Annotated in this window: 21 protein-coding genes and 1 pseudogene; 21 read left to right on the top strand and 1 reads right to left on the bottom strand. The window is 61.0% G+C overall.

Translation table 11 applies throughout. From position 1 onward, the window contains the following. Positions 1–90 precede the first annotated feature (90 nt). The 17 genes and pseudogenes from B7E11_RS26050 (at position 91) to spoVM (ending at position 18,854) form a co-directional block, all read left to right on the top strand. Positions 91–1,539, top strand: a complete 1,449-nt coding sequence (locus B7E11_RS26050) for a transposase (protein WP_080840265.1) — start codon at positions 91–93, stop codon at positions 1,537–1,539. A 13-nt stretch (positions 1,540–1,552) separates the two neighbouring features. After that, positions 1,553–1,867: pseudogene (locus B7E11_RS26045) on the top strand (transposase); the annotation flags it as partial. 294 nt (positions 1,868–2,161) lie between these two features. Continuing rightward, positions 2,162–4,039, top strand: coding sequence for a bifunctional homocysteine S-methyltransferase/methylenetetrahydrofolate reductase (locus B7E11_RS26040; protein ID WP_080841024.1), 1,878 nt, complete (start codon positions 2,162–2,164; stop codon positions 4,037–4,039). A 258-nt stretch (positions 4,040–4,297) separates the two neighbouring features. Further along, positions 4,298–4,558 carry an extracellular matrix/biofilm regulator RemA gene (remA, locus tag B7E11_RS26035; protein ID WP_027084220.1) on the top strand — a complete coding sequence of 87 codons (261 nt, stop codon included), beginning with the start codon at positions 4,298–4,300 and terminating at the stop codon, positions 4,556–4,558. A 13-nt stretch (positions 4,559–4,571) separates the two neighbouring features. Continuing rightward, entirely contained in the window at positions 4,572–5,207 is a 636-nt protein-coding gene (gene gmk / locus B7E11_RS26030; protein WP_080841022.1) for a guanylate kinase, read from the top strand. A gap of 3 nt (positions 5,208–5,210) precedes the next feature. Continuing rightward, positions 5,211–5,444, top strand: coding sequence for a DNA-directed RNA polymerase subunit omega (gene rpoZ, locus B7E11_RS26025; protein WP_080840261.1), 234 nt, complete (start codon positions 5,211–5,213; stop codon positions 5,442–5,444). Positions 5,445–5,525: 81 nt separating this feature from the next. Continuing rightward, a complete protein-coding gene (gene coaBC / locus B7E11_RS26020) occupies positions 5,526–6,866 on the top strand; it encodes a bifunctional phosphopantothenoylcysteine decarboxylase/phosphopantothenate--cysteine ligase CoaBC (protein WP_080840259.1) in 1,341 nt (446 codons plus the stop codon). Further along, positions 6,863–9,355, top strand: coding sequence for a primosomal protein N' (gene priA / locus B7E11_RS26015; protein WP_080840257.1), 2,493 nt, complete (start codon positions 6,863–6,865; stop codon positions 9,353–9,355). The genes coaBC and priA overlap by 4 nt, the downstream gene beginning before the upstream one ends. 42 nt (positions 9,356–9,397) lie before the next feature. Beyond that, positions 9,398–9,880, top strand: a complete 483-nt coding sequence (def, locus tag B7E11_RS26010; RefSeq protein WP_080840256.1) for a peptide deformylase — start codon at positions 9,398–9,400, stop codon at positions 9,878–9,880. A 1-nt stretch (position 9,881) separates the two neighbouring features. Beyond that, positions 9,882–10,835, top strand: a complete 954-nt coding sequence (gene fmt, locus B7E11_RS26005) for a methionyl-tRNA formyltransferase (protein WP_080840255.1) — start codon at positions 9,882–9,884, stop codon at positions 10,833–10,835. Between the two features lie 137 nt (positions 10,836–10,972). Continuing rightward, complete coding sequence (rsmB, locus tag B7E11_RS26000) at positions 10,973–12,469, top strand: 16S rRNA (cytosine(967)-C(5))-methyltransferase RsmB (RefSeq protein WP_080840253.1); 1,497 nt, start codon at positions 10,973–10,975, stop codon at positions 12,467–12,469. 73 nt (positions 12,470–12,542) lie between these two features. Continuing rightward, positions 12,543–13,643 carry a dual-specificity RNA methyltransferase RlmN gene (rlmN, locus tag B7E11_RS25995; protein WP_245809827.1) on the top strand — a complete coding sequence of 367 codons (1,101 nt, stop codon included), beginning with the start codon at positions 12,543–12,545 and terminating at the stop codon, positions 13,641–13,643. Positions 13,644–13,648: 5 nt separating this feature from the next. Further along, positions 13,649–14,413: a Stp1/IreP family PP2C-type Ser/Thr phosphatase gene (locus tag B7E11_RS25990; protein ID WP_080841018.1), complete on the top strand. Its 765-nt coding sequence runs from the start codon at positions 13,649–13,651 to the stop codon at positions 14,411–14,413. After that, entirely contained in the window at positions 14,410–16,524 is a 2,115-nt protein-coding gene (gene pknB / locus B7E11_RS25985; protein WP_080840252.1) for a Stk1 family PASTA domain-containing Ser/Thr kinase, read from the top strand. The genes B7E11_RS25990 and pknB overlap by 4 nt, the downstream gene beginning before the upstream one ends. Positions 16,525–16,540: 16 nt before the next feature. Beyond that, positions 16,541–17,446: a ribosome small subunit-dependent GTPase A gene (gene rsgA / locus B7E11_RS25980; RefSeq protein WP_080840251.1), complete on the top strand. Its 906-nt coding sequence runs from the start codon at positions 16,541–16,543 to the stop codon at positions 17,444–17,446. Positions 17,447–17,449: 3 nt separating this feature from the next. Beyond that, a complete protein-coding gene (rpe, locus tag B7E11_RS25975) occupies positions 17,450–18,097 on the top strand; it encodes a ribulose-phosphate 3-epimerase (protein WP_080840249.1) in 648 nt (215 codons plus the stop codon). Between the two features lie 676 nt (positions 18,098–18,773). Beyond that, entirely contained in the window at positions 18,774–18,854 is an 81-nt protein-coding gene (spoVM, locus tag B7E11_RS25970) for a stage V sporulation protein SpoVM (protein ID WP_010345573.1), read from the top strand. A gap of 136 nt (positions 18,855–18,990) precedes the next feature. On the opposite strand, the gene rpmB is transcribed toward spoVM, so the two are convergent. Further along, positions 18,991–19,179, bottom strand: a complete 189-nt coding sequence (gene rpmB, locus B7E11_RS25965; RefSeq protein ID WP_080840248.1) for a 50S ribosomal protein L28 — start codon at positions 19,177–19,179, stop codon at positions 18,991–18,993. A 153-nt stretch (positions 19,180–19,332) separates the two neighbouring features. On the opposite strand from rpmB, the gene B7E11_RS25960 reads away from it, so the two are divergent. The 4 genes from B7E11_RS25960 to recG all read left to right on the top strand — a co-directional run bounded on the left by B7E11_RS25960 (position 19,333) and on the right by recG (position 24,574). After that, on the top strand, positions 19,333–19,692 hold the full coding sequence (locus tag B7E11_RS25960; RefSeq protein WP_080840246.1) for an Asp23/Gls24 family envelope stress response protein: 360 nt from the start codon (positions 19,333–19,335) through the stop codon (positions 19,690–19,692). Positions 19,693–19,757: 65 nt separating this feature from the next. After that, positions 19,758–21,593 (top strand): DAK2 domain-containing protein, encoded by a 1,836-nt coding sequence (locus B7E11_RS25955; protein WP_080840244.1) that lies wholly within the window; start codon positions 19,758–19,760, stop codon positions 21,591–21,593. A 41-nt stretch (positions 21,594–21,634) separates the two neighbouring features. Continuing rightward, the gene (locus tag B7E11_RS25950) at positions 21,635–22,495 is read left to right on the top strand and encodes a DegV family protein (RefSeq protein WP_080840243.1); all 861 of its coding nucleotides are present in this window, start codon (positions 21,635–21,637) and stop codon (positions 22,493–22,495) included. Between the two features lie 27 nt (positions 22,496–22,522). Continuing rightward, positions 22,523–24,574, top strand: coding sequence for an ATP-dependent DNA helicase RecG (recG, locus tag B7E11_RS25945; RefSeq protein ID WP_080840241.1), 2,052 nt, complete (start codon positions 22,523–22,525; stop codon positions 24,572–24,574). The last annotated feature ends 85 nt before the right edge of the window (positions 24,575–24,659 follow it).

Here is a 24,659-nt window from a genome sequence, read left to right as displayed (position 1 = left end):
AAGTCCGGTGATAAAGTCCGCGTAAGCAGGCTTTTATCACGGTTTTGTCGAATTAATATCGTAACACGACTATCGAAAGAGTGATTAGGTATGAAAGCCCGCAAGTCATCGGCTATCCAGCCTCAGATGTTCCAATTCGTGGATATGGATGAACTCGTGCCGAAAAAGCACATCCTGCGCCAACTGAACGAAGCGCTTGATTTTTCCATCGTTCATGATTGGGTGGCGCCTCTATATACGGAACGTACCGGCCGCCCGGCGGCTGACCCGGAGCGGATGGTTCGACTGATGCTGCTTTCGTATTTGTTCAACCATTCCGAACGGGAATTGTATCAACTGTTGCCCATGCATGCGGGCTATTTGTGGTTTTGCGGACTGGATTTCGAATCCGTCGTGCGCCCGGACTCATCGCGGCCGTCCCTGCCGGATCGGACGACCTTGGTGAAGACCCGGAAATTGTGGCGAACGCACGGTGTTTTTGAGAAGCTGATGAAACATGTCGTCGATCAGTGCATCGCCGCGGGACTGGTCCAACCCGATGTGCATGTCGGCGTCGACGGCACCCAGGTACGGGCCAACGCATCCATTCACAGCTTGAAAGAAATCACCCTGGCCCCGGTGGAGTCGATTGAAGACTATTTGGCTCGCATGGCCCGGCAAGATGAAGAGACCGGTGGTGTCGCCCATGATTCCGATGATGACCGACAGCCGCCCGCACCGCCCGCGCAAAAAGAGCGGCTGCTGGAAGACGAAGCGACGCATGAAGATTTTCATGGCAAAACGTTCTCGAACAAGACCCACCGCAGCGTAACGGATCCGGATGCCCGCTTGTACAAAAAGAGCAACGGTCAGGAAGCGCATTTGCGGTATTTGGTGCATGATGTGACGGATATCAAATCCGGCGTCATTCTGTCTACGCAAGCGAGCATCGCGTCCGGAACGGCTGAGCGTGAAACGAGCTTGCGGCAGCTCTTCGCGATCCGTTTTGCCCATCCGCAAATCCGGATTCGGACGCTTTCTGCCGATAAAGCCTACGGTACGACAGATTATCTGCAAGCGTTGTTCGAGCAAGGGATTGTTCCCCTGGTTTCGCTTCGCAACCTGACACTGGAAGATGTACCTGCTTGGAAACGTCAAACGAACGATCCGGAGAAACAACGCAAACGGCTGGCCAAAATCCGGGAAATCCAAATTCGAAACAAAGCCAAACGAATTCAGCTTATGGGTTCTGACCGTCTTCTGCACAATTTGCGGACGGGGTGCGAGCATGTGTTTGCCGAAAGCAAAGTCGCGCATGGCCTGGGCCGCGCACGGAGCCGTGGATTGGACTGCATGCAAGAGCAGGCGGTGCTCACGGCCATCGTTCAAAATCTGAAAAGACTGTGCCGGTTTAAGAAAAAGCGACCACAAACCGGTGTTTTGGCATGTCCAAAACCGAAATCCGTGATGATGGAGGCAGTGTCGGACCTGCTCATTTCGGCGCTGGTTGGGTTGTTTTCCTCTTTTTTTATGCCGAAGAGACGGTTACAACTGACCTAAATCACCGGACTTNGGTTCTTACCGTCATCTGCAAAAGTTGCGGACGCGGTGCGAGCATGTGTTTGCCGAAAGCAAAGTCGCGCATGGCCTGGGCCGCGCACGGAGCCGTGGATTGGACTGCATGCAAGAGCAGGCGGTGCTCACGGCCATCGTTCAAAATCTGAAAAGACTGTGCCGGTTTAAGAAAAAGCGACCACAAACCGGTGTTTTGGCATGTCCAAAACCGAAATCCGTGATGATGGAGGCAGTGTCGGACCTGCTCATTTCGGCGCTGGTTGGGTTGTTTTCCTCTTTTTTTATGCCGAAGAGACGGTTACAACTGACCTAAATCACCGGACTTCTAAATTTTAAAAAAATTAGGGTTGAGATTTCGGGGTAGTGGGTCTTTTTTTTGCCTTCTTACGGCACTTCATTTTCGTATAAATAATTACTCATCTCGCCTATGGACGCACGCTTGAGTGCCGCAAATATTCGGGATCCCCGGCAGTTCCGCCATTCCGGGGATGCCGCCGGGTTTCGTGAACATGCGTTTTTGCCGGGCATGAGCGTTCGCATGTTCAAGGGAGCGGCGAAATGTGCTAAAGTAAGGTTACTCTGAATAATGAAATGGATGGGAAGCCTTGTGAGAACGGATTTGCGTGCCGCGCTGAAGGCCCGAACCCGGGTCGGCGACGGAGCGATGGGAACCTACCTGTATCAGTTGGGGGTTCCGATCGGCGTATCGTTTGAAGAATACAATTTGCTGAACCCGGAATTGATCGCGGACGTTCACCGCCGCTATATTTCGGCCGGCGCCGAAGTGATTGAGACGAACACGTTCTCCGCCCAGCGCTCGAAGCTGGCCCGATTCGGGCTGGAAAACAAGACGGAGGAAATCAACGCGGCGGGGGTGGCGATCGCCAGGCGCGCGGCGGGCGATCAAGCGTACGTGGTGGCGTCCGTCGGCTCCGTCAAAGCCGGCCAGCGCAGCGACGCGAGCGATGCCGAGGTGCGGCGCGACTTCGAGGAGCAGCTCGGCGCGCTGATCGCAGCGGGGGCCGACGGCGTCCTGCTCGAAACGTTTACGGATTTCGCGGAAATGTCGCTCGCCGTCTCGATCGTCCGCAAGCAAAGCGATCTGCCGGTCATCTGCCAATTCGCGGTCGGAGACGCGGCCCGGACGCACGACGGCGTTCCCCTTCCCGACGCGTTCGCGCGGCTTGCGGCCGGAGGAGCCGACGTCATCGGCTTCAACTGCCGCAGCGGGCCGGTCGGCATCCTGCGCGCGCTGGAGGAGCTGCCGGGCGGGCTCGGCATGCCGCTGTCGGCGTTCCCGAACGCGGGGCTGCCGGAATACGTGGACGGCAAAGTCGTCTATCCGGCGTCGCCCGACTACTTCGCGACGAACGCGCGGCGGTTCGCCGACGCGGGCGTGCGGCTGCTCGGCGGCTGCTGCGGCACGACGCCGGAGCATATCGCCGCGATCGCGGGCGCCTTGAAAGGCTACGAGCCCGACGCCGCTCCGGCGGCGGACGGCGCGGAGCCGCGCGAGCCGGAGCGGATCGAGGTCGCCGAGCCGGAACCGGTTCCGCCCTCGCCTCCGGCCCGGGAGCCTTCGATCGTCGATCTCGTCCGCGAGCGCCATACGGTCATCGTCGAGCTCGATCCGCCCCGCGATCTGGACATTTCCCGCTTCATGGCGGGCGCCGAAGCGCTGAAGGCGGCCGGCGCCGACGCGCTGACGATGGCCGACAACTCGCTGGCGGTGACGCGCATGAGCAACATGGCGCTCGGCGCGCTGCTCAAGGAACGGGTCGGCATCCGGCCGCTCGTTCACATCGCGTGCCGGGATCGCAATTCGATCGGCACGCAGTCGCATATGATGGGCTTCGATGCGCTCGGCATCGACCATGTGCTGGCGGTAACGGGCGACCCGGCGAAGTTCGGCGATTTGCCCGGCGCGAGCTCGGTTTACGACATGACCTCATTCGAAATCATTCGCATGATCAAGCAGCTCAACGCCGGCATCGCGTTTTCGGGCAGACCGCTCAAGCAGAAGGCGAACTTTGTCATCGGGGCGGCATTCAATCCGAACGTCAAGCATCTGGACAAAGCGGTGCAGCGGCTCGAGAAAAAGGTGGAGGCGGGCGCCGACTACATTATGACGCAGCCGGTGTACGATTCCGCCCAAATCGAAAAAATCGCCGAAGCGACGAAAGGCATCGGCATTCCGATTTTTCTCGGCATTTTTCCGCTGGCCAGCGGCCGCAATGCCGAATATTTGCACAACGAGGTGCCCGGGATTCAATTGTCCGACGAAGTCCGCCGCCGGATGCGGGGGCTCGAAGGGGCCGAGGGAAGGGCCGAAGGGATCGCGATCGCCAAGGAGCTTCTCGATACGGCCATGAAGCACTTTAACGGAATCTACTTGATGACGCCGTTTCTTTTTTACGAGATGACCGCGGAGCTGACCCGGTACGTCGCCGCGAGCCGATCCGCCGAAACGCGAAAATCGCGGTAGTTTGCTCTACCCCTTGTCCGGGCCGGAATTTTCAAGTAAAATTAATCAATATGACTTCCGGGGCCGTCCCCTTCCGAAGAGGACGGCCGCTTTTCCGGAAGCGGGCGCCAAGTACCGTCACACATGCGTACAGCGTCGATTGCGCAGGCTGATTGTATCGTTATCCTGCAGTATGCGAGGGACATCATCGGGCAACAATGGAAGAATGTCCGACGTCTCGCGAGAGCGCTGCGAGGACCGACCGGAGGGAAGAGTTGCATGGCGATCAAACTGATCAATATCGGTTTTGGCAACATCGTTTCGGCGAACAGGATCATATCCATTGTCAGTCCGGAATCGGCGCCGATCAAACGGATCATCCAGGAAGCGCGGGACAGGCATATGCTGATCGACGCGACGTATGGCCGCCGCACCCGCGCGGTCATCATTACCGACAGCGATCACGTCATTTTGTCGGCCGTTCAGCCGGAAACGGTTGCGCACCGGCTATCCACCAAAGATGACGAACATGACGAATGAAACGGGGAAGTCCATGAAAAAAGGTTTGCTCATCGTACTGTCAGGCCCGTCCGGAGTCGGCAAAGGCACCGTATGCGCTTCGCTGCGCCGCCGGATGCCGGAGCTCGTCTATTCGGTTTCGGCCACGACCCGTCCGCCCAGAGAGGGAGAGAAGGACGGCGTCAACTATTTTTTCAAGACGCGGGAACAGTTTCTCGATATGCTCGCCTCCGACGCCTTGCTCGAGAGCGCGGAGTACGTCGGGAACTTTTACGGCACGCCCCGCGAATTCGTCGAGCGCACGATCGCCGAAGGCAAAGATATCATTCTTGAAATCGAAGTTCAGGGAGCTCTCAAGGTAAAGGAGAAGTTTCCCGAAGGCGTGTTCGTGTTCCTGCTGCCCCCGTCGCTCGGCGAACTGAAGCAGCGGATCGTCGGACGCGGCACCGAATCGCAAGACAAGATCGACCATCGCTTGTCCGTCGCGGTCGAGGAGATGAATCTGCTTAACAAGTACGACTACGCGGTCGTGAACGACGAGATCGATCGCGCGTGCGAGCGGATCCAAGCGATCATAACGGCCGAGCATTGCAAGCGCGAGCGGTTCCAGCATGAGCTGATCGCGGAATTGCAGGACCTGACCACGGCCAAAAACGGATCGGAGAGATGAACCATGCTTTACCCTTCTATTGACGAACTGGTAAGGAAAGTCGACAGCAAATATACGCTCGTCGTCGCGGCGTCGAAGCGGGCCCGGAGCTTGCGCGAAGGCAAGCAATCCGAGCTGATCTCGCCCAAATCGCATAAATTCGTCGGCGTCGCGCTCGAGGAAATCTATCACGAGTTTATAAACGTAGAAACGATTCAACCGGAAGAAGCCGTGCAAGCCGAATCGGAGAACGAATGAGAAAACAACCCTCGCGGTTGTTTTTTTCATCGCGGCAACAAGTTTTCGCGCATTTTTCAGATTGACGGGGGAGGGAACGCCATGTCTGGACCGCTTGCAGGCAAGACAATCGTGCTCGGGATTACGGGGGGAATCGCCGCGTACAAGGCGGCGACGGTTTGCGGCCGTCTCGTGTCGCTCGGGGCCGAAGTCCGCGTCATCATGACGGACGGCGCGCAGCGTTTCATCGCGCCGCTTACGCTGCAGACGCTGTCCCGGCATCCGGTGGCGACGGATACGTTCGACGAAAGGGACGCGTCCAAAGTGCAGCACATCGACTGGGCCGACGCCGCCGACCTGGTCGTCGTCGCTCCGGCCACCGCGAATATCATCGGCAAAATGGCGGCCGGCATCGCCGACGACATGCTCAGCACGACGCTGCTCGCGACAACGGCGCCGGTGCTGATCGCCCCGGCGATGAACGTGCACATGCTGGAGCATCCGGCCGTCGTGCGCAATCTCCAGACGTTGGCCGAGCGGGGCGTCCGGTTCGTCGAGCCGGGAACGGGACAGCTCGCTTGCGGCTACGTCGGCAAGGGCCGGCTCGCCGAGCCCGATGACATTGCGGCGGCCGCCGCGCGGCTGCTGGCGACGGACAAGCCGCTGGCGGGCAGGCGGGTACTCGTCACCGCGGGCGGAACGATCGAGAGGATCGATCCGGTCCGCTACATTACGAACGATTCGTCGGGCAAAATGGGCTTCGCGCTCGCCGAGACGGCGCTGCTGCTGGGCGCGGACGTGACGCTCGTATGCGCCCGGACGGACGGCGCGCCGCCTGCGGGGACGAAGCTCGTGTCCGTTCGCTCCGCGGAGGAAATGCTCGAAGCCGTCATGGCGCGCGCGGGCGAAATGGACGCCATCGTTATGGCAGCCGCGGTCGCCGACTACCGGCCCAAAGCCCCGCTCGAACGGAAAATGAAAAAAGGGCCGGAGACGCTGACGCTGGAGCTGGTCCGCAATCCCGATATTTTGCAGAAGGTCGGAGAGTGGAAGGCGGATCGGATTCACTCCGGCAAAACGCCGTTCGTCATCGGCTTCGCGGCGGAAACGGACGAAGTGGAAAAGCATGCGACGGACAAGCTCAGGCGCAAGCGCTGCGATTTGATCGTCGCCAACGACGTTTCGCAGGAAGGCGCGGGCTTCGGCGCCGATACGAATATCGTGAGCGTCTACGGGCCGGAGGGTCTGGTGGAATCGCTGCCGCTCCAGTCCAAACGGGCGGCGGCGGAACGCATCTGGCGGATCGCGGCCGCGCGTCCGCCGTGGCGCGAAGCGGGAGAAGCCGCAAAGGCCGGGCAACCGGCAGCCGCGGCGGCGGACAGCCGGACCGTCCCGGCAAGCAGCGGCCGCCCGGCTGCGACCGGGGAGGCGGCCGACGCATGAAGGTTGCCCGCGTCATCGTCGACGTGCCCAGCCGGGACACGGACCGGCCGTTCGATTACCGCATCCCGGAGCATCTCGCCCGGTGGATCGACATCGGCAGCCGGGTTGCGGTCCCGTTCGGCGGCAGGCTGCTTCAAGGGATCGTCGTCGCCGTTCCGGACCGGGCGGAGGTCGATCCGGGCAGGCTCAAGCCGGTCGAGGACGTCCTCGATTCGCTGCCTCCGCTGTCAGCGGAACTGGTGGAGCTCGGGGAATGGATCAGCCGCCGCTGGCTTTGCCCGCTCACGGTCGCGCTGCAGGCGATGCTGCCCGCGGCGCTGAAAGGAAAGACGGAGAAGTACATAGCGCCGATGCCGGGAACTCGCTGGACGGAAGCCGACAGGGCCGCGGCGCCCGGCCTCGTCGAAGCGCTCGAGCGGCAGGCTCCGCTCAAGCTGACTGCGCTCGCGAAGCAATTTCCGGATGCGGCGGACGCGATCAAGCGATGGCTGAAACAGGGAAAATTGGGGGAACGGCAGAAGGTGGAAGACCGGCTGTCGGTCAAAACCGTGCTCACGGTCGTTCCTCCGGACGAGCGGCGGCTTCGCGAGGCGCTCGCGCACATTCCGGGTCGCGCCGCCAAGCAGCGGGAAGTCCTCGAATATTTGCTCGCCCATCCCGAGCCGATCGCCCAGCAGAAGCTTGCGGACGCGGCGGGGACGAACGTCTCCGTCATTCGGGCGCTGGCCGACAAAGGCTATGTCGCCGTCGAAGCCGTCGAGGCGAACCGGGATCCGTGCGCGGACCGGACGTTCGCGCCGTCCTCGCCGATGACGCTGACCGAAGCGCAGGCGGCGGCCTTCGAGCCGATCGCGCGGGCGATCGACGAGGAGCGAAGCGAAGTGTTTTTGCTGCATGGCGTCACGGGAAGCGGCAAGACGGAAATTTATTTGCAGGCGATTCAGCGCTGCCTGACGTTGAACAAGGAAGCGATCGTGCTCGTGCCGGAAATCGCGCTGACCCCGCAGATGGTCGAACGCTTCAAAAGCCGGTTCGGCGATCTGGTCGCGGTGCTTCACAGCCGGCTGTCGAACGGCGAACGCTATGACGAGTGGCGGAAAATCCGGGACGGAAGCGCCCGCGTGGCCGTCGGCGCCCGCTCCGCGATTTTCGCTCCGTTCGAAAACATCGGGCTGATCGTCATCGACGAAGAGCACGAATCTTCGTACAAGCAGGAAGAAAGCCCGAAATATCATGCGAGGGACGTGGCGGCGGAAAGGGCGAGAAAGCACGGCGCCGCCGTCGTGCTCGGCTCGGCGACGCCTTCGATGGAGTCTTACGGCGCTGCCAAATATCCGGGCAGCGGGGTGGAAGCCGATCTTCGCCCCGTTTACGTTGCCTTGCCCGAGCGCGTCGCCGCCCGCCCGCTTCCGCCCGTGTCGATCGTCGACATGCGCGAGGAGCTGCGCCTGGGCAACCGGGCGATGTTCAGCAACCTTTTGAAAGAGAAGCTGGAGGACCGCCTCGACAAAGGGGAGCAAACCGTTTTGCTGCTGAACAGGCGCGGCTACTCCACGTTCGTCATGTGCCGGTCCTGCGGATATACGGCGCAATGCCCGCATTGCGACATCGCGCTGACGTACCATAGGGGATCGCGCAACCTGCGCTGCCACTACTGCGGCTACGCGGAACGGGAGCCGGAGGAGTGCCCGTCGTGCCAAAGCCGGCATATCCGCTTTTTTGGCACCGGAACGCAAAAGGTCGAGGAAGCGCTCGCCCTCGCGTTCCCCGGCGTCCGCGTCATCCGGATGGACGTCGACACGACGTCGGAAAAAGGCTCGCACGAAAAGTGGCTGACCGCGTTTCGCGAGCGCAAGGCGGACGTCCTTCTGGGCACGCAAATGGTGGCGAAAGGGCTCGATTTTCCTTACGTCACGCTCGTCGGGGTGCTTGCCGCCGATTCCGCGCTGCGCCTTCCCGATTTCCGGGCCCCCGAACGAACGTTCCAACTGCTGACCCAAGTGGCGGGGCGGGCGGGAAGGCACGAGCTTCCGGGCGAGGTGGTCATTCAAACGTACGAGCCGGAGCACGCCTCGATCGCGGCCGCCCGCCGCCACGACTACGGCGGCTTCGCGCTCGAGGAGCTTCGCCATCGGCGAATGATGGCTTATCCGCCGTACGGGAGGCTGATCGCCGTCACGTTTTCGCACGAACAGGTTCCGCTGCTCATGTCTCTCGGAGAAACGTTCGCCTCCAAAATGCGGGCGAGGGCGGAATCGGCCGGGCTTGCCGGAGCCGCGGGCTTGCCCGCGTTCGAGGTTCTCGGTCCCGTCGCGTCGCCGATTCCTCGGCTGAAAGATCGCTACCGTTTTCAATGTATGGTAAAATATCGGGGAGCGGATGCGGACGCTCATGCCTGGACGGCGGAAACGCTCCGCGAAATCGCGGACCCCGCCAAAAAACACGGCGTGCAAATCAGCGTCGACGTCGATCCGCAAATGATGTTATAGCCGTTTGCAACGCCAGTCTGCTTGAAAAGGAATGATGAAACCATGTCGATTCGATTGATCGTCAAACACCCGGACGATGTGCTGAGGGAAAGGGCTCAGGAGGTTACCAAGTTCAACGCGAATCTCCACAAGCTGCTCGACGATATGGCGGATACGATGTACGACGCGGATGGGGTCGGTCTCGCGGCTCCGCAGGTCGGCATTTTGAAGCGCGTCATCGTCGTCGACGCGGACGAAGAGCAAGGGCTGATCGAGCTCGTCAACCCCGAGATCGTCTCGGCGGAAGGCGAGCAGCTCGGACCGGAAGGCTGCCTTAGCATTCCGGGGCTGCAGGGCGACGTGCGGAGGGCGAACAAAGTCGTCATCCGCGGACAGGACCGTCACGGCAACCCGGTGCAGTACGAAGGAACCGGATTGCTGGCGCGCGCTTTCCAGCATGAGGTGGATCATTTGAACGGCGTGCTTTTTATCGATATAGCGGAATCGGTATACGAGGCGCGCAAGGCGGAACAGGACGGGGAATAAAATGAACATACTGTTTATGGGAACGCCCGATTTCGCCGTTCCTTCGCTTCGGGCGCTCCTGGAGCGAGGCCTGAACGTCGTCGCGGTCGTCACGCAGCCGGATCGGCCGAAAGGCCGCAAGCGGGAACTCTCCCCGCCGCCGGTCAAGGCGTTCGCGCAGCAGCGGGGACTCCGCGTGCTGCAGCCGGAGAAGCTGCGATCGCCCGACGCGGTCGCGGCCGTAACGGAGCTGGCCCCGGATTTGATCGTGACGGCTGCGTACGGCCAAATTTTGCCCAAGGCGGTGCTGGATTTGCCGCGCTTCGGCTGCGTCAACGTGCACGGCTCGCTGCTGCCGCGTTACCGCGGCGGAGCTCCGATCCAGCGCTCCATCATGAACGGGGAGCCGGTAACCGGCGTAACGCTCATGTACATGGCGGAGGGGCTCGACACCGGGGACATGATCGCCAAAGTCGAGGTCCCGATCGGCGACGACGATACGGCGGGCTCGATTTTCGCCAAGCTGAGCGACGCGGGGGCCGAGCTTCTGATCGAATGGCTGCCTCGCCTGCTCGACGGAACCGCCCCGCGGATCGCGCAGGACGATGCAGAAGCGACCTATGCGCCGAACTTGACCCGGGAAGACGAGCGGATCGACTGGAATCGGACCGCCCGGGACATTTTCAACCAGGTCCGCGGCCTGCATCCGATGGCCGGGGCGTTTACGTTTTTGAACGGGGAAGTGTTCAAAGTATGGGGCTGCCGGGCGCCGGGGGAAACGGATGCCCGACTGGCGGCCGAATGGGCCGAAGCCAAGCCCGGCACGGTGCTCGAAGCGGGCGCGGACGGCATTCGCGTGCGGACGGGCGACGGCAGCGTCGTCCTGACGCAGGTGCAGCCGGCAGGCAAAAAAGCGCTGCCCGCGGCGGAGTATGCGAGAGGGGCGCGCATCGCCCCCGGAACGGCGCTCGGTTAATACGGGCGCCGTTTTTTCGCATCGCAGCGAATCGGGAACCCCAAAATACATCACCCGCCCGATCCGGCGCAAACTAGGTTTGCGCGGACCGGAACGGGGCATGCGGAAGGACGACGAAATCGAGGTGCGAACATATCGTGGACGGTCAACATCGAAACACGCCGGGACAAACCGGCGCTAAAAAAGCCGGGCCTGCCGGGGGAACCAGAACCCGCCGGGATCCCGGGGGAGCGGGAGAGCACGGCAGGAGAACGCCGGCCAAAAGGAAGCCCGAGGGAGCGCGCGAAACCGCGCTCAACGTGCTGGAGCGGGTCGACCGGGAAGGGGCGTACAGCGGGCTTGAGCTCAACCGGACGCTGAACGAAGCGGGCTTGTCGAGGCAGGACGCGGCGCTGGCGACCGAAATCGCGTACGGCACGATTCAGAGGCTGAATACGATCGATTACGTCCTCTCGGACCGGGTGAAAGGCTGGCCGCGCAAAATCGAGCCCTGGGTGCGCAGCCTGCTCAGGCTCAGTTATTACCAGTTGCGCTTCCTTGACCGGGTGCCGGCGCACGCGGTCGTCGCCGAGGCGGTGAACATCGCCAAGCGGCGCGGCCACGCCGGCATCGCGGGCCTCGTCAACGGCACGCTGCGCGGGCTGCTGCGGGACGGCGTCGCGCCGTCATTGCCGGACGGGCTGGACGAGGCGGAGCGGATCGCGCTCGTCCACAGCTATCCGCTCTGGCTCGTCCGGCGCTGGCTTGCGGCCTACGGCGCCGCAAGGACGGAATCGCTGTGCGCGGCCGGCAACGAGCCGCCGCGAGCGTCGGCCCGCGTCAACCGGCTGCGGGCGGACCGAGACCGGCTGCTGGCCGAAATGGCCGAAGCCGGCATTGCCGCGATGCCGTCGAAGCTGTCGCCCGACGGCATCGTCGCGGTGCGCTCCGGCAGCCTCGCCGCGACGCCCTGGTACAAGGACGGCCTGCTCACGGTGCAGGACGAAAGCTCGATGCTCGTCGCCGCCGTCGCCGATCCGCGCCCGGGCGATCGCGTGCTCGATTGCTGCGCCGCCCCGGGCGGCAAGACGACGCAGCTTGCGGAGCGGATGGGCGACGCCGGCGAAGTGACGGCGAACGACATTCACGCGCACAAGGAGGCGCTCATCCGGGAGCAGGCGGCTCGGCTCGGCCTCGGCTCGATCCGGACGATGACCGGCGACGCGCTCGATCTGGCCGACCGCCTGCCGCCGCTGTCGATGGACGTCGTGCTGCTGGACGCGCCTTGCTCCGGTCTCGGCGTCATCCGCCGCAAGCCGGAAATCAAATGGAATAAGCGGCCCGAAGACATCGCCGCGCTGGCCGGCTTGCAGCGCCGCCTGCTGGAGCGGGCAAGCGCGCTGGTCCGGCCGGGGGGGACGCTAGTGTACAGCACGTGCACGATCGCACCGGAGGAAAACGAGGAAACGATCCGGCATTTTCTCTCGTCCTTTCCCGAATTCGCGCTCGACCCCGGCTGGCCGGAGGAGGCGGCTCGGCCGCTTCGCGAGGCGGGCGTTCTGACCGACGCGTTCGAGGGAATGCTGCAGCTTTTGCCCGATCAGTTCGGCAGCGACGGTTTTTTTATCGCCAGGCTCCGCAGGAAGGAAGCTTAGCCTCTCGCGAATGGCCGGGTTCTTTCTGAGCCGGCGGTTTTTATGGTAAAATAGACAGAATGGTGGTGACAAAGTGGAAAAACAAACGACGGTCAAAGGATTGGCCGATAAGCTCAATTACAAAACCGAGAAACCTTTTATTTACGACTATACGCTCGAACAGCTTCAAGATTGGGTCAAGGAGCAGGGCCAGCCGGCTTTCCGCGCCGGCCAAATCTTCGACTGGCTTTACGTGAAGCGGGTCGACGATTTCGAGGGCATGTCCAATTTGCCCAAAGCGCTTCGGGAAAAGCTTGCCGAGACGTTCAATTTCGTCACGCTGAAGGAAATTACGAAGCTGCAATCGAAGGACGGAACGGTCAAGTTTTTGTTCGGGCTGCACGACGATCACGCGATCGAGACGGTCATCATGCGCCACAACTACGGCAACAGCGTCTGCGTGACGACGCAGGTCGGCTGCCGGATCGGCTGCACGTTTTGCGCTTCGACGCTCGGCGGTTTGAAACGGAATTTGACGCCCGGCGAAATCGTCGCCCAGGTCGTTCAGGCGCAAAAGCTGCTCGACCCGGAAAACGAGCGGGTTTCCAGCATCGTCATTATGGGTTCGGGAGAACCGTTCGAAAACTATGACGCGACAATGACGTTTCTCCGCTTGATGACGCACCCGAAGGGGCTCAACATCGGGCAGCGCCACATTACGGTTTCGACAAGCGGCATCGTGCCGAATATGATCAAATTTGCGGACGAGAACACGCAAATCAACCTGGCGATCTCGATTCACGCGCCGAACGACGAGCTGCGCTCGAAGCTGATGCCGGTCAATCGGAGGTTCCCGTTCAGCGAGGTCATCGACGCCTGCAAATATTACATCGAGAAGACGGGCCGGAGAATTACGTTCGAGTACGCGCTGATCGGCGGCGTCAACGACCGCCCCGAGCACGCGGAGGAGCTCGGCAAGGTGCTCAAGGACATGCTGTGCCATGTCAACCTGATTCCGGTAAACTACGTGCCCGAGCGCGACTACGTGCGAACGCCGCGGGACGATATTTTCGAGTTCCACCGCATCCTGGTTCGCAACCGGATCAACGCGACGATCCGCAGGGAGCAAGGGCACGATATCGCGGCCGCTTGCGGCCAGCTGCGGGCGAAGCATATGGAGTCACAGGCGAGGTGAACGATGTGAAGACGGCTTGGCGAAGCCATGTCGGAAGAGTCCGGCATTTGAACGAAGACAGGGCTTGGACGGGGCAGCTCCGGAACGGCATTGCGGCGGCGGTAGTCGCCGACGGAATGGGGGGCCACAAGGCGGGGGACGTGGCAAGCGGCCTTGCGATCGACAGTTTGACGCAGTCGCTGACCGAGTGGAACGAGGATCTCTCTTCGGAGGCGAGCGAGGATCGCCTTCGGGCAATCGTTCGCAAGGCGAACGCGGCGGTTTTCGAAATGGCTTCCGGCAACGAAGCTTATTCCAACATGGGGACGACGGTCGTCCTCGCCATGGCGGACAAGGAAGCCGCGATGATCGGCCATATCGGCGACAGCCGGGCCTATCGGATGCGCGAGGGCGAACTCCAGCAGCTGACGGAGGATCATACGCTGGTGAACGAACTCGCCAAATCGGGCCAACTGAGCCCGGAGGAGGCGGCGAACCACCCGCGGCGCAACGTGCTGACGCGGGCGCTGGGAACCGACCGGGAAGTCGCGGTCGACGTCAGGCGGATCGATCTGCGGCAAGGCGACCGGCTGCTGCTGTGCAGCGACGGGCTCAGCTCCCTGGTGGAAGACAAGCTCATTCTGGATACGCTGAAGGAACCGGACGCGAATATGGAACAGATCGCGGACCGGTTGATTACGCTTGCTCTCCTGGCCGGAGGGGACGACAACGTGACGGTGGCCATCATCGATTGCGCCGAGGATGATGCCGCGGAAGGGGGAGCGTCATGATCGGTCATACGTTGAGCGGCAGGTACGAGCTGCTCGAGCGGGTCGGCGGCGGCGGGATGGCCCTCGTTTACAAGGCGAAGGACAATCTGCTCAACCGATTCGTTGCCGTGAAGGTGCTTCGCCAGCAGTTTATGCACGACGACGAATTCGTCCGCCGCTTCCGCAGGGAAGCGCAAGCCGCGGCGTCGTTGTCGCATCCGAACATCGTGAGCATCTATGACGTCGGGCAGGAAGAAGATACTCATTATATCATTATGGAATTCGTGGACGGCCGCAATCTGAACGAAATTATTCGCGAGCGCGCGCCGCTGCAGGCGGAGGAAGCGGTGCGGATCGCGTCGCAAATCTGCGACGCGCTCGATCACGCACACCAGAACCAGATCATCCATCGCGATATCAAGCCTCATAACATCCTTATCGGAAACAACGGACGGGTGAAGGTTACCGATTTCGGCATCGCCCGCGCGGTCACCTCCTCGACGATTACGCAAACGGGCTCCGTCGTCGGCTCGGTCCATTATTTTTCGCCCGAGCATGCCAAGGGCGTGACGACCGGCGAGAAGTCGGATATTTATTCGCTGGGGATCGTTTTGTATCAAATGCTGACGGGCCGTCTTCCGTTTTTGGGCGAAAGCCCGATCAGCGTGGCGCTCAAGCACCTGCAGGAGCCGTTCGAGCAGCCGCGCCTGGTCAATCCGCACATCCCGCAAAGCGTCGAAAACATCATCCTTCGCGCGATGCGCAAAAATCCGCAGGAGCGGTACGCTTCGGCCAAGCGGATGCTCGACGATCTGGAGACGTGCCTGTCTCCGCAGCGACTGAACGAACCACCGGTTTCGTTCGAGAGCGACGACGACGAGGAGGAAGACCGGACGAGGGCGATCCCGGCGCTGAAGCCGGATATGCGGCTGTCGGGCGAAGAGACGATCGTTCGCGGCGAACCGGAGTCCGATGAAGAAGAGGAAGAAGAGGAGCCGAAGCGCCGGTGGGTGATGCCGACGGTGCTCAGCGTCATTGCCGTCATCCTGATCGGGATTTTGATCTGGGCGATCATGACGCTGCGGGGATCGCTCAGTCCGGACGACGTCGAAGTGCCGACCGTCATCGGCCACGATATCCAGGAAGCGATGCAAATGTTGGAAAACGTCGGCCTGGTAGGGGTCGAGGTCGCCTCCGAGCCGAGCTCCGAATACGAAGAAGACGTCGTCATCAAGCAGAACAAGCAGGATATGTCCGTCAAAAAAGGCGCCACGGTCGAACTTACGGTAAGCAGCGGACCGCTCATGATCGAACTTCCGCCGCTCGTCGGAGGGACGTACGAGGATGCCGTCGTCAAGCTGGTCGGTCTCGGCATCGACGAGGGCAGGATCGAGAAAACGGAAACCCATGACAAGAGCGAGCCGGGCACGGTTATCCACCAGTCGCCGGGCGAGGGAACGGAGTTCAATCCGGAAACGGACACGATCGAGCTGACCGTCAGCCTCGGCGAAGAGTCGTTCCCGATGCCGAACCTGATCGGGATGACGCTTAGCGAAGCCAAAGCCGCCATTTTGCAAAACGATCTGGTGCTGCCGAAGGAAAACATCCTTTACGAGCCAAGCTACGCGACGGAGAACAAAGTATTCAAGCAGTTCCCGGCCGAGCAGAACGAATCGGTGACAGCCGGATCCGAAGTGCAAATCTGGATCAGCAGCGGCTATCCGGCCGAGGCCAAGGAGCGGAAGTACAACGTGACGGTGCCCCCCGCGCAGGAAGGCGCGCAAAGCGTCATCCGAATCGAGTATTCCGACGCGCGCGGCGACAATATCGAATGGGGCACGAAAAAAATTACGACGACGGAGACGTTCCCGGTCACGCTCGTGCTGTCGCCGAGCAAGGAAGGCTTGATCCGGATTTACCGGGACGATCAAATATTGGACGAAATTCCGATCCCGTACGAGGACGTCCCGGCTTCGGAGACGCCTGCGGTAGAGCCGTCCGGGGAACCGTCGGACAATCCGGACGCTTCCGGCGAACAGACGGACGCCGAGCAGGGAACGTTTAACGAAGACGGGAACGGAGACGGAATCGAAGGCGAAGGAGAAGGCGGAGAACAGGAGAATCAAGGATGAGCAGAGGAGGCCATACATGCCCGAAGGCATGATTTTCAAGGCGCTCAGCGGCTATTATTACGTCAAACGGGACGACGGCGGAGAGCCGGTGCAATGCCGGGCGCGCGGCATCTTCAAAAAACGGGGCGTGTCGCCGCTCGTCGGAGACCGGGTAAAGTTCAGCGAAACGGAAAACGGGGAAGGCATGGTGGATGAAATCCTTCCCCGCTCGACGGAGCTGATCCGGCCGCCCGTCGCCAACGTCGATCTGGCCGTGCTCGTGTTTTCGGTCGTTCGTCCCGAAATGAACTTGCTGCTGCTTGACAAATTTCTCGTCCATACCGAGCATGCCGGGCTTGACGCGCTCATCGTGCTGACGAAGCTGGACGCCGTCCAAAACGACCCCGAGCATGAACGGATCGTGCGGGAAATGGAAGAAGCGAGAACGTTGTACCGCGCCATCGGGTACGATATGCTGGCGACAAGCTCGAAGCAGGGCGAAGGGATCGAAGAGCTGCGCAAGCGGCTAGCGGGCCGCGTCAGCGTGTTCGCCGGCCAATCGGGCGTAGGCAAATCGTCCCTTCTCAATGCGCTCGTGCCCGGTCTGACCCTCGAAACGAGCGAAATCAGCGAGCGGCTCGGGCGGGGACGCCACACGACGAGGCACGTGGAGCTGGTTCCGCTTGCGGGCGGCGGCTACGTCGCGGATACGCCCGGCTTCAGCCAACTGGACTTCGCGGAGCTCGGCATCGATCAGATCGGCTCCTGTTTCCGCGAACTCCGCGAGCTGGCGTCAAGCTGCAAGTTCCGCGGGTGCACCCATATGCACGAGCCGGGCTGCGCCGTTCTCGCCGCCAAGGAAAGCGGCGAGATCGCGGCGAGCCGCTATCAAAATTATGCCGAGTTTATGAACGAATGGAAACAGATTCGACGGAGGTATTAAGAGATGGCTATTATTGCGCCCTCTATTTTGTCGGCGGATTTCGCCAAGCTGGGAGAGGAAATCCGGGAAGTCGACCAAGGCGGCGCGGATTGGATTCATATCGATATTATGGACGGCCAATTCGTGCCGAATTTGACGTTCGGCCCTCCGGTCGTAGCGGCGGTTCGCCCGTACACGAAACTTCCTTTCGACGTTCACTTGATGGTGCATACGCCCGAGCGGCTGTTCGGCGATCTCGTCAAGGCCGGGGCGGATCGGATCACCGTGCACGCGGAGGCGTGCGTTCACCTTCACCGGACCGTGCATATGATCCGGGAGCTCGGTCTCAAGGCCGGGGTGGCGCTCAATCCCCATACGCCGCTGTCGGTGCTGGACTACGTGGTTGAAGACGTGGATCTCGTTTTGATCATGACGGTGAATCCGGGTTTCGGCGGACAAGCGTTCATTCCCGCCACGTTGGCGAAAATTCGCGCCCTGCGGGACGCGCTCGACGCCCGGGGCCTTTCCGGCGTTCATATCGAGGTCGACGGCGGCATCAACGCGGAGACGGCGAAGCTTGTTGCGGAGAGCGGGGCGAACGCGCTCGTCGCCGGAAACTCGATCTTTTCGCAGGCCGACCGGGCGGCCGCGATCCGGGCGCTGAGGCCGTAAGCTTGCCTTCGCGAAAACGGCTGTGCCTCTCCTTGCGGGGAGGGTTCAGCCGTATTTTGATAATATTCTCTGTCCCGGGGACGTCTATGTCGTTTTGCTTGTTTTTACTTGAAATATAAAGAAGGTTTTATTCTTTCGTCGCGAAGCCGACCGAGAAATCTTTCTGGACATTTGCGCGCCGTTCGGACAGCGGGAACATTTCCCCTTTGATGTTTTTTCCATCTGCGCCGCAAATCGGCTCGCCCTTCCGCGGATCCGATGGAGTCGTAGTTGCTCAACTTAACCGATTAAACGCATGTGACCGCACTCAGTTGGGTAAATATGACTCATTTCAACCGGATAGACGCATGTGACCGCACTCAGTTGGGTAAATATGACTCATTTCAACCGGATAGACGCATATGACCGCACTCAGTTGGGTAAATATGACTCATCTGAACCGGCTAGACACATAGGCCGGAGTCAATTGGGTAAATATGACCCGTCTCACAGGAGGCAGAGCTGTTTTGACCTGGCTGCCGGCCGCCCGCAAGATGGGCGCGCGATCTCTTCGATCGCCGTCATAGGACAAAGAGGCACATGCATACAATGGAATCAATAGCGTGCGCACTGCGGAACGACCGCCGCCGCGGACCTATGTCTGCTTTGCCGCGAAGGGACCGGAGGAGGGTGAAGGATGAAATTTTACACCATCAAACTGCCGAAATTTTTAGGCGGATTTGTCAAGGCAATCCTGAACACGTTCCAGAAAAACTGACGCCTCACCGGGACTACTTTCGTTCCGGGGGGCGCCGGCCTTGCCGGCACCCGGCCGCAAATCGCAACCTTTCCAACGACAACAAAAAGCACCTGGAGCCCAGGTGCTTTTGTCATGTCGCCGCAATGGCGGCCGATTATACGCGAGTCACTTTGCCGGATTTGAGAGCGCGGGTGCTCACATAAACCCGTTTCGGTTTACCGTTTACCAAAATACGCACTTTTTGTACGTTAACCCCCCACGAACGGCGGGTATGATTGTTGGCGTGAGACACATTGCAGCCGGACCCCGGACCTTTGCCGGTAACAAAACACTTGCGTGCCATTTAACTCCACCTCCCTGCCAAGACCATGCAAACACTCTACCTATCATAGCACAGCCTATGAGGGGTTGCAATCGATGTTCCGCGCTTCAAACCGAAACTTTTTTGTAGTAAAATGGGGATAATCCTTAGGTAAGGATTGAAGGAGGAGTTTCCATGTCCATGCAACTGACGACAGAAACCGGAAAAATCCACGTCTCGGACCAGGTTATAGCGATTATTGCCGGGTCGGCGGCGCTGGATTGCTTTGGATTGGTGGGAATGGCCTCCCGCAAGCAGCTGAAAGACGGATTCTCGGAAATGCTCGGACGGGAAAATCTTTCGCGCGGCGTTGAGATCAGGCGCGAAGGAGAACAGCTGCATCTGGATCTGTACGTCATCGTCGCATACGGAACCAAAATTTCCGAAGTTGCGCATAACATTCAATCGCAAGTCAAATATGTGCTGGATGAAGTGGTAGGGCTCAAGGTCGATCATGTCAACATTTTTGTTCAAGGCGTACGCGTTAGCCGCTAGGACACGACCGGGAAAGAGAACAACTTTATCGATGCCGATCGTATCTTTGGAAGGAGAATTTACATTTGAGCAGACGCAGCTTGAACGGAGCGGAATGGTCGGCCATGGTGCTCGCGGGTTCGGAACGGCTCGCGGAGCATGCCGAGCGAGTGAATGAATTGAACGTGTTTCCCGTGCCGGACGGCGATACGGGAACGAATATGAGCATGACGATGAAAGCGGGAGCGGCCGAGCTCGGGGCGAGGCCGCAGGCGGAAATCGGACGGGCGGCGGAGGTTCTGTCCAAGGGACTGCTGATGGGCGCAAGGGGCAACTCCGGCGTTATTTTGTCCCAGCTGTTCCGGGGGTTCGCCCGCGCGGTCGCAGGGCACCAGGAATTGACAGTGCCGCTGTTTGCGACCGCTTTGCAGCAGGGAGTTGACACCGCTTACAAATCCGTCGTCAAGCCGGTGGAGGGAACGATTCTGACCGTCGCGAAGGAAGCGGCGCGCCACGGCACGGCGATCTCCCGCCGAACGCCGGATATCGGCGAGTTCATGAAGGAAGTCCACCGCAAGGCGGCCGAAGCGCTGTCGCGCACGCCGGATTTGCTTCCGGTGCTGAAGCAGGTCGGCGTCGTCGATTCGGGCGGTCAGGGCCTAGTCTACGTTTACGAAGGCTTCGTCGACTATTTGTTCTCGGGCGCCGTCGAAGCCCCGGGCTTCGGGGCGCAGTCGGCCGGGCGTTCCGCCGCGGAACCGCCTTCGGCTTCGGCGCCGTCTTCGGCAGCCGTTTCGGGAATCGCGCCGACGAGCCGATCCGCCCAATCCCGAATCGCGACGGAATCGATTCGATTTCCGTACGACATGGAATTTTTTATCCGGAAATCGGCTTCCCCGGGCGGCCGGGCATTTTCGGAATCCGCCTTCCGAAGAGAGCTGGAGAAGGACGGGGACTCCATCATTTTGATCGACGACGGAGACGTCATCAAGGTGCACGTTCATTCCCGCCGGCCGGGCGACGTGCTGAACGCGGCGCTTGCCTACGGCGAACTGACCCAGCTGCATATTCTGAATATGCGCGACCAGCATCGCGATTTGCTTCGGCCGGAGACGGCGATGCTTCCGGGCGTCCGCCTCCCGGTGGAGGACGAAGCGCTCGGCATGGAAGCGGCGTCCGGCATTCCGGCGGTGCAGGATCCGTTCGGAGCGGACGTCCTGCAGCCCGGACAAGCGCCCCATCCTTACGTGCACGAAATGGCGGCTTTCGGCGTCGTTGCCGTCAGCGCGGGGGAAGGGAACGCGGAACTTCTGCGCAGTCTCGGCGTCGACATCGTCATTTCCGGCGGTCAGAGCATGAATCCGAGCACCGAGGATTTGCTGCAGGCGATCCGTTCGCTTTCGGTCGAGCACGTATTCGTGCTGCCGAACAACGGCAATATTTTGATGGCGGCCGAGCAGGCGTCCGAGCTGGCGGAGCGGCCGGTTACGGTCGTGCCTACGCGATCGGTGCCGCAAGGCTTTGCGGCCATGTTCGCGTTCCGCGAAGAGGAATCCGCCGCCGTCAACAAGGAGCGCATGCTGCAAGCCATCGAGCGCGTCGGAACGGGGCAGATCACCCGGGCGGTGCGCGATACGCGGATGGACGACATCGACATTCGCAGCGGGCAGTTTATCGGAATCCAGGACAAGACGATCGTGGCGGCGGCGGACGAGCTCGGCGATACCTGCCGGCAACTGCTGGCGCGGCTGATGAAGTCCGGCGACGAAATCGTGACGATTCTGACCGGCGAAGGCTCGGAAGAGGCGGTTACGGCCGATTTGCTGGCATGGCTCGAGGAACGGTACCCGGACGCGGAAGCCGAACGGCATGAGGGCGGACAGCCGCTGTATCCGTACTGGTTCATGGTGGAGTCGGATTGACGGGCGAGTCGAATCGATTAACTGAAACGGGAGGATTGCCCATGCAAGTCGCGATCGTAACGGACAGCACGGCGGATATTCCGCGGGAAGTGCGCGAGCGTCTAGGGATCGACATGATCCCGCTGCAGGTTCATTTCGGCGACGAATCGTATCTCGACAATATCGATCTTGAGCCTGCGCAATTTTACGAAAAGCTGAAGGCGTCGAACGTATTGCCCAAAACTTCGCAGCCGTCGCCGGCCGACTTTCACGAAGTGTACAGCCGGCACGTGCAGGCCGGGCGGCCGGTCATTTCCATTCATCTGTCGTCCGCGATGAGCGGGACGTACCAGTCCGCGCTGCTGGCGAAATCGATGCTGGAGGACGAGGGCAACGTCACGGTCATCGACTCCAAGTCGGCTTCCTACGGTTACGGCATGCTGGTCGTAGAGGCGGCGGAAATGGCGAACCAGGGCGCCTCCGTCGATGAAATTACCGCGAGAATCGATAAGATTCGCAAAGAAACGAAGCTCTATTATCTGGTCGATACGCTGGAATATTTGCATAAAGGCGGCCGCATCGGCAAAGCTTCCGCGATGTTCGGATCGCTGCTCAATATCAAGCCGATTTTGACGATCGACGGCGAAGGCGTCGTCTCTTCGATCGACAAGGCCAGAGGACAAAAACGCGCCTTCGCGCGAATCGCCGAACTGCTGGAGGCGGATTTCGGATCCGCGCCTTTGCAGCTCAGCGCCGTCGTGACGCCTGGCGATACGGCGATGGCGGACGAACTGATCGAGCTGCTGCACGAACGGTTTGCGATCAGCCGGTTTTTCCGTTCGGAAATCGGTCCCGTCATCGGCACGCACGCAGGGCCCGGGACCGTCGGATTGTTCGCCCGGGCGGCCGCCTCGGACCGATAGTAGCCAGATTCGAATGGGGTAGGTTCTATGTCTTCATCTTTATTTTCCATTCCGGTGAAGCGACTTCAAGGCGTGAGCTCCCAGAAAGAAGAGGAGCTTCACGCCTTGGGCGTTTTTACGATCGGGGATCTGCTGGAGTATTATCCGTTCCGGTACGAAGATTACCGGATCCGGTCGCTTTCGGAAACGAAAGACGGCGAAAAAGCAACCGTTCAGGGAACGGTGGCGTCCATGCCGTCGCTCCAGCGCTTCGGCCGCAAATCCCGGCTTATTTGCCGGGTGGCGGTCGACGGGATGATCGTCACGGGCGTATGGTTCAACCGCGCGTTTTTGAAGGAGCAGCTGACGCTCGGCAGGGAGATCGTGCTGACGGGGAAATGGGACCAGAGGCGGCGGCAGATGACGGTGGCGGAATCGGAGTTTCCGGACCGCCAAAACGCGAAGTCCGGGACGCTGCAGCCTGTCTATTCCGTCGGCGGCAGCCTGACGCAGGCGTGGATGCGCCAGCGGATTGCCAAGGCGCTCGATCAATACGGCGCGATGATTCCGGAGCTGCTGCCGGCGGAGCTGCTCGAGCGCTACAAGCTTCCGCCGCGCCGGGAAGCGATATGGCGCATTCACCGGCCCGAGGGCACGGCGGAAGGGCAGGAAGCGCGTAGGCGCATGGTGTATGAGGAGCTGTTTTTGTTCGAGCTCAAATTGCAGGGTTACCGGGCGATGAACCGGAAGCAGCCGGACGGAATCGCGCATAAAATCGACAGCGAAGACATTCGCGCGTTCGCGGCCGGACTGCCGTTTGCGCTCACCGACGCCCAAAAAAAAGTCATCAACGAAATCACGCACGATATGCGCCAGCCTTACGCGATGAACCGGCTGCTGCAGGGCGACGTCGGATCCGGCAAAACGGTCGTGTCCGCGGCGGCGCTCTTCGCTACCGTCAAAGCGGGCTGCCAGGGAGCGCTCATGGTGCCGACCGAAATTCTCGCCGAGCAGCATGCGAGATCGCTCGGCAAGCTGTTCGAGCCGTACGGCATTCAGATCGGCCTGCTTACCGGCAGCCTGACCGAGCGGAAGCGGCGGGACATGATCGCCGGGCTTCAGATGGGGCTGACCGACATCGTCATCGGCACGCACGCGCTGATCCAGGAGGACGTTCATTTTCGCCGCCTCGGCCTCGTCGTGCTGGACGAGCAGCATCGCTTCGGCGTGCAGCAGCGGAGCATTTTACGGAAAAAGGGAATGAATCCCGACGTGCTGTCGATGACGGCGACGCCGATTCCAAGGACGCTTGCGATCACGGTGTTCGGGGACATGGACGTTTCGACCATCCGGGAACGGCCGAAAGGCCGCCTGCCGATTTTGACCTATTGGGTCAAGCATGACAAAATGGACCGCGTGCTCGGATTTATCCGGCACGAAGCGGAACTGGGGCGGCAGACGTTTTTCATTTGTCCGCTCATCGAGGAATCGGAGAAGCTCGACGTGCAAAACGCGATCGACCTGCACGCCCAGCTGCGCCAGGCGCTGCCGGAGCTTTCCGTCGGCCTGCTGCACGGGCGGATGTCGTCGGCGGAGAAGGACGAGGCGATGAGCGCGTTCGCCCGGGGCGAGACGACCGTGCTCGTGTCGACGACCGTCATCGAAGTCGGCGTCGACGTGCCGAACGCGACGCTGATGATCGTGATGGACGCGGACCGGTTCGGCTTGTCCCAGCTGCATCAGCTTCGCGGCCGCGTCGGGAGAGGCGAGCACCAGTCGTATTGCGTCCTGATCGCCGATCCGAAGTCGGAAAACGGCCAGGAGCGGATGAAGGCGATGACGGACACGGACGACGGCTTCGAAATCGCCCGGCGGGATTTGGAGCTGCGCGGGCCCGGCGAATTTTTCGGCACGAAGCAAAGCGGGATGCCGGAATTCCGGATCGCGAACCTCGTCAACGATTTCGAGGTGCTGGAGCAGGCGCGGGACGACGCGGCGGAACTTACGGCGAAGCCGGAGTTTTGGTCGTCCCCGGCTTACGAAGGTTTGCGGGATTTTTTGCGGCGGGAGTCGCAGCTTAGCGGAGAGCCGCTCGATTGAAATGGGCTTGCGAGGATGTTTGGCAAAGCGGGTCATCCCCGCCCGCCGTTCGGCATAGGATAGTCAAGAATGCCGAAAGGACGTG

The organism is Cohnella massiliensis (assembly GCF_900169535.1).
In the GTDB taxonomy this organism is placed as follows: domain Bacteria; phylum Bacillota; class Bacilli; order Paenibacillales; family Paenibacillaceae; genus Cohnella; species Cohnella algarum.
The sequence above is the reverse complement of the archived record's forward strand: the minus strand, read 5'-3'. Positions and strand labels throughout refer to the sequence as shown.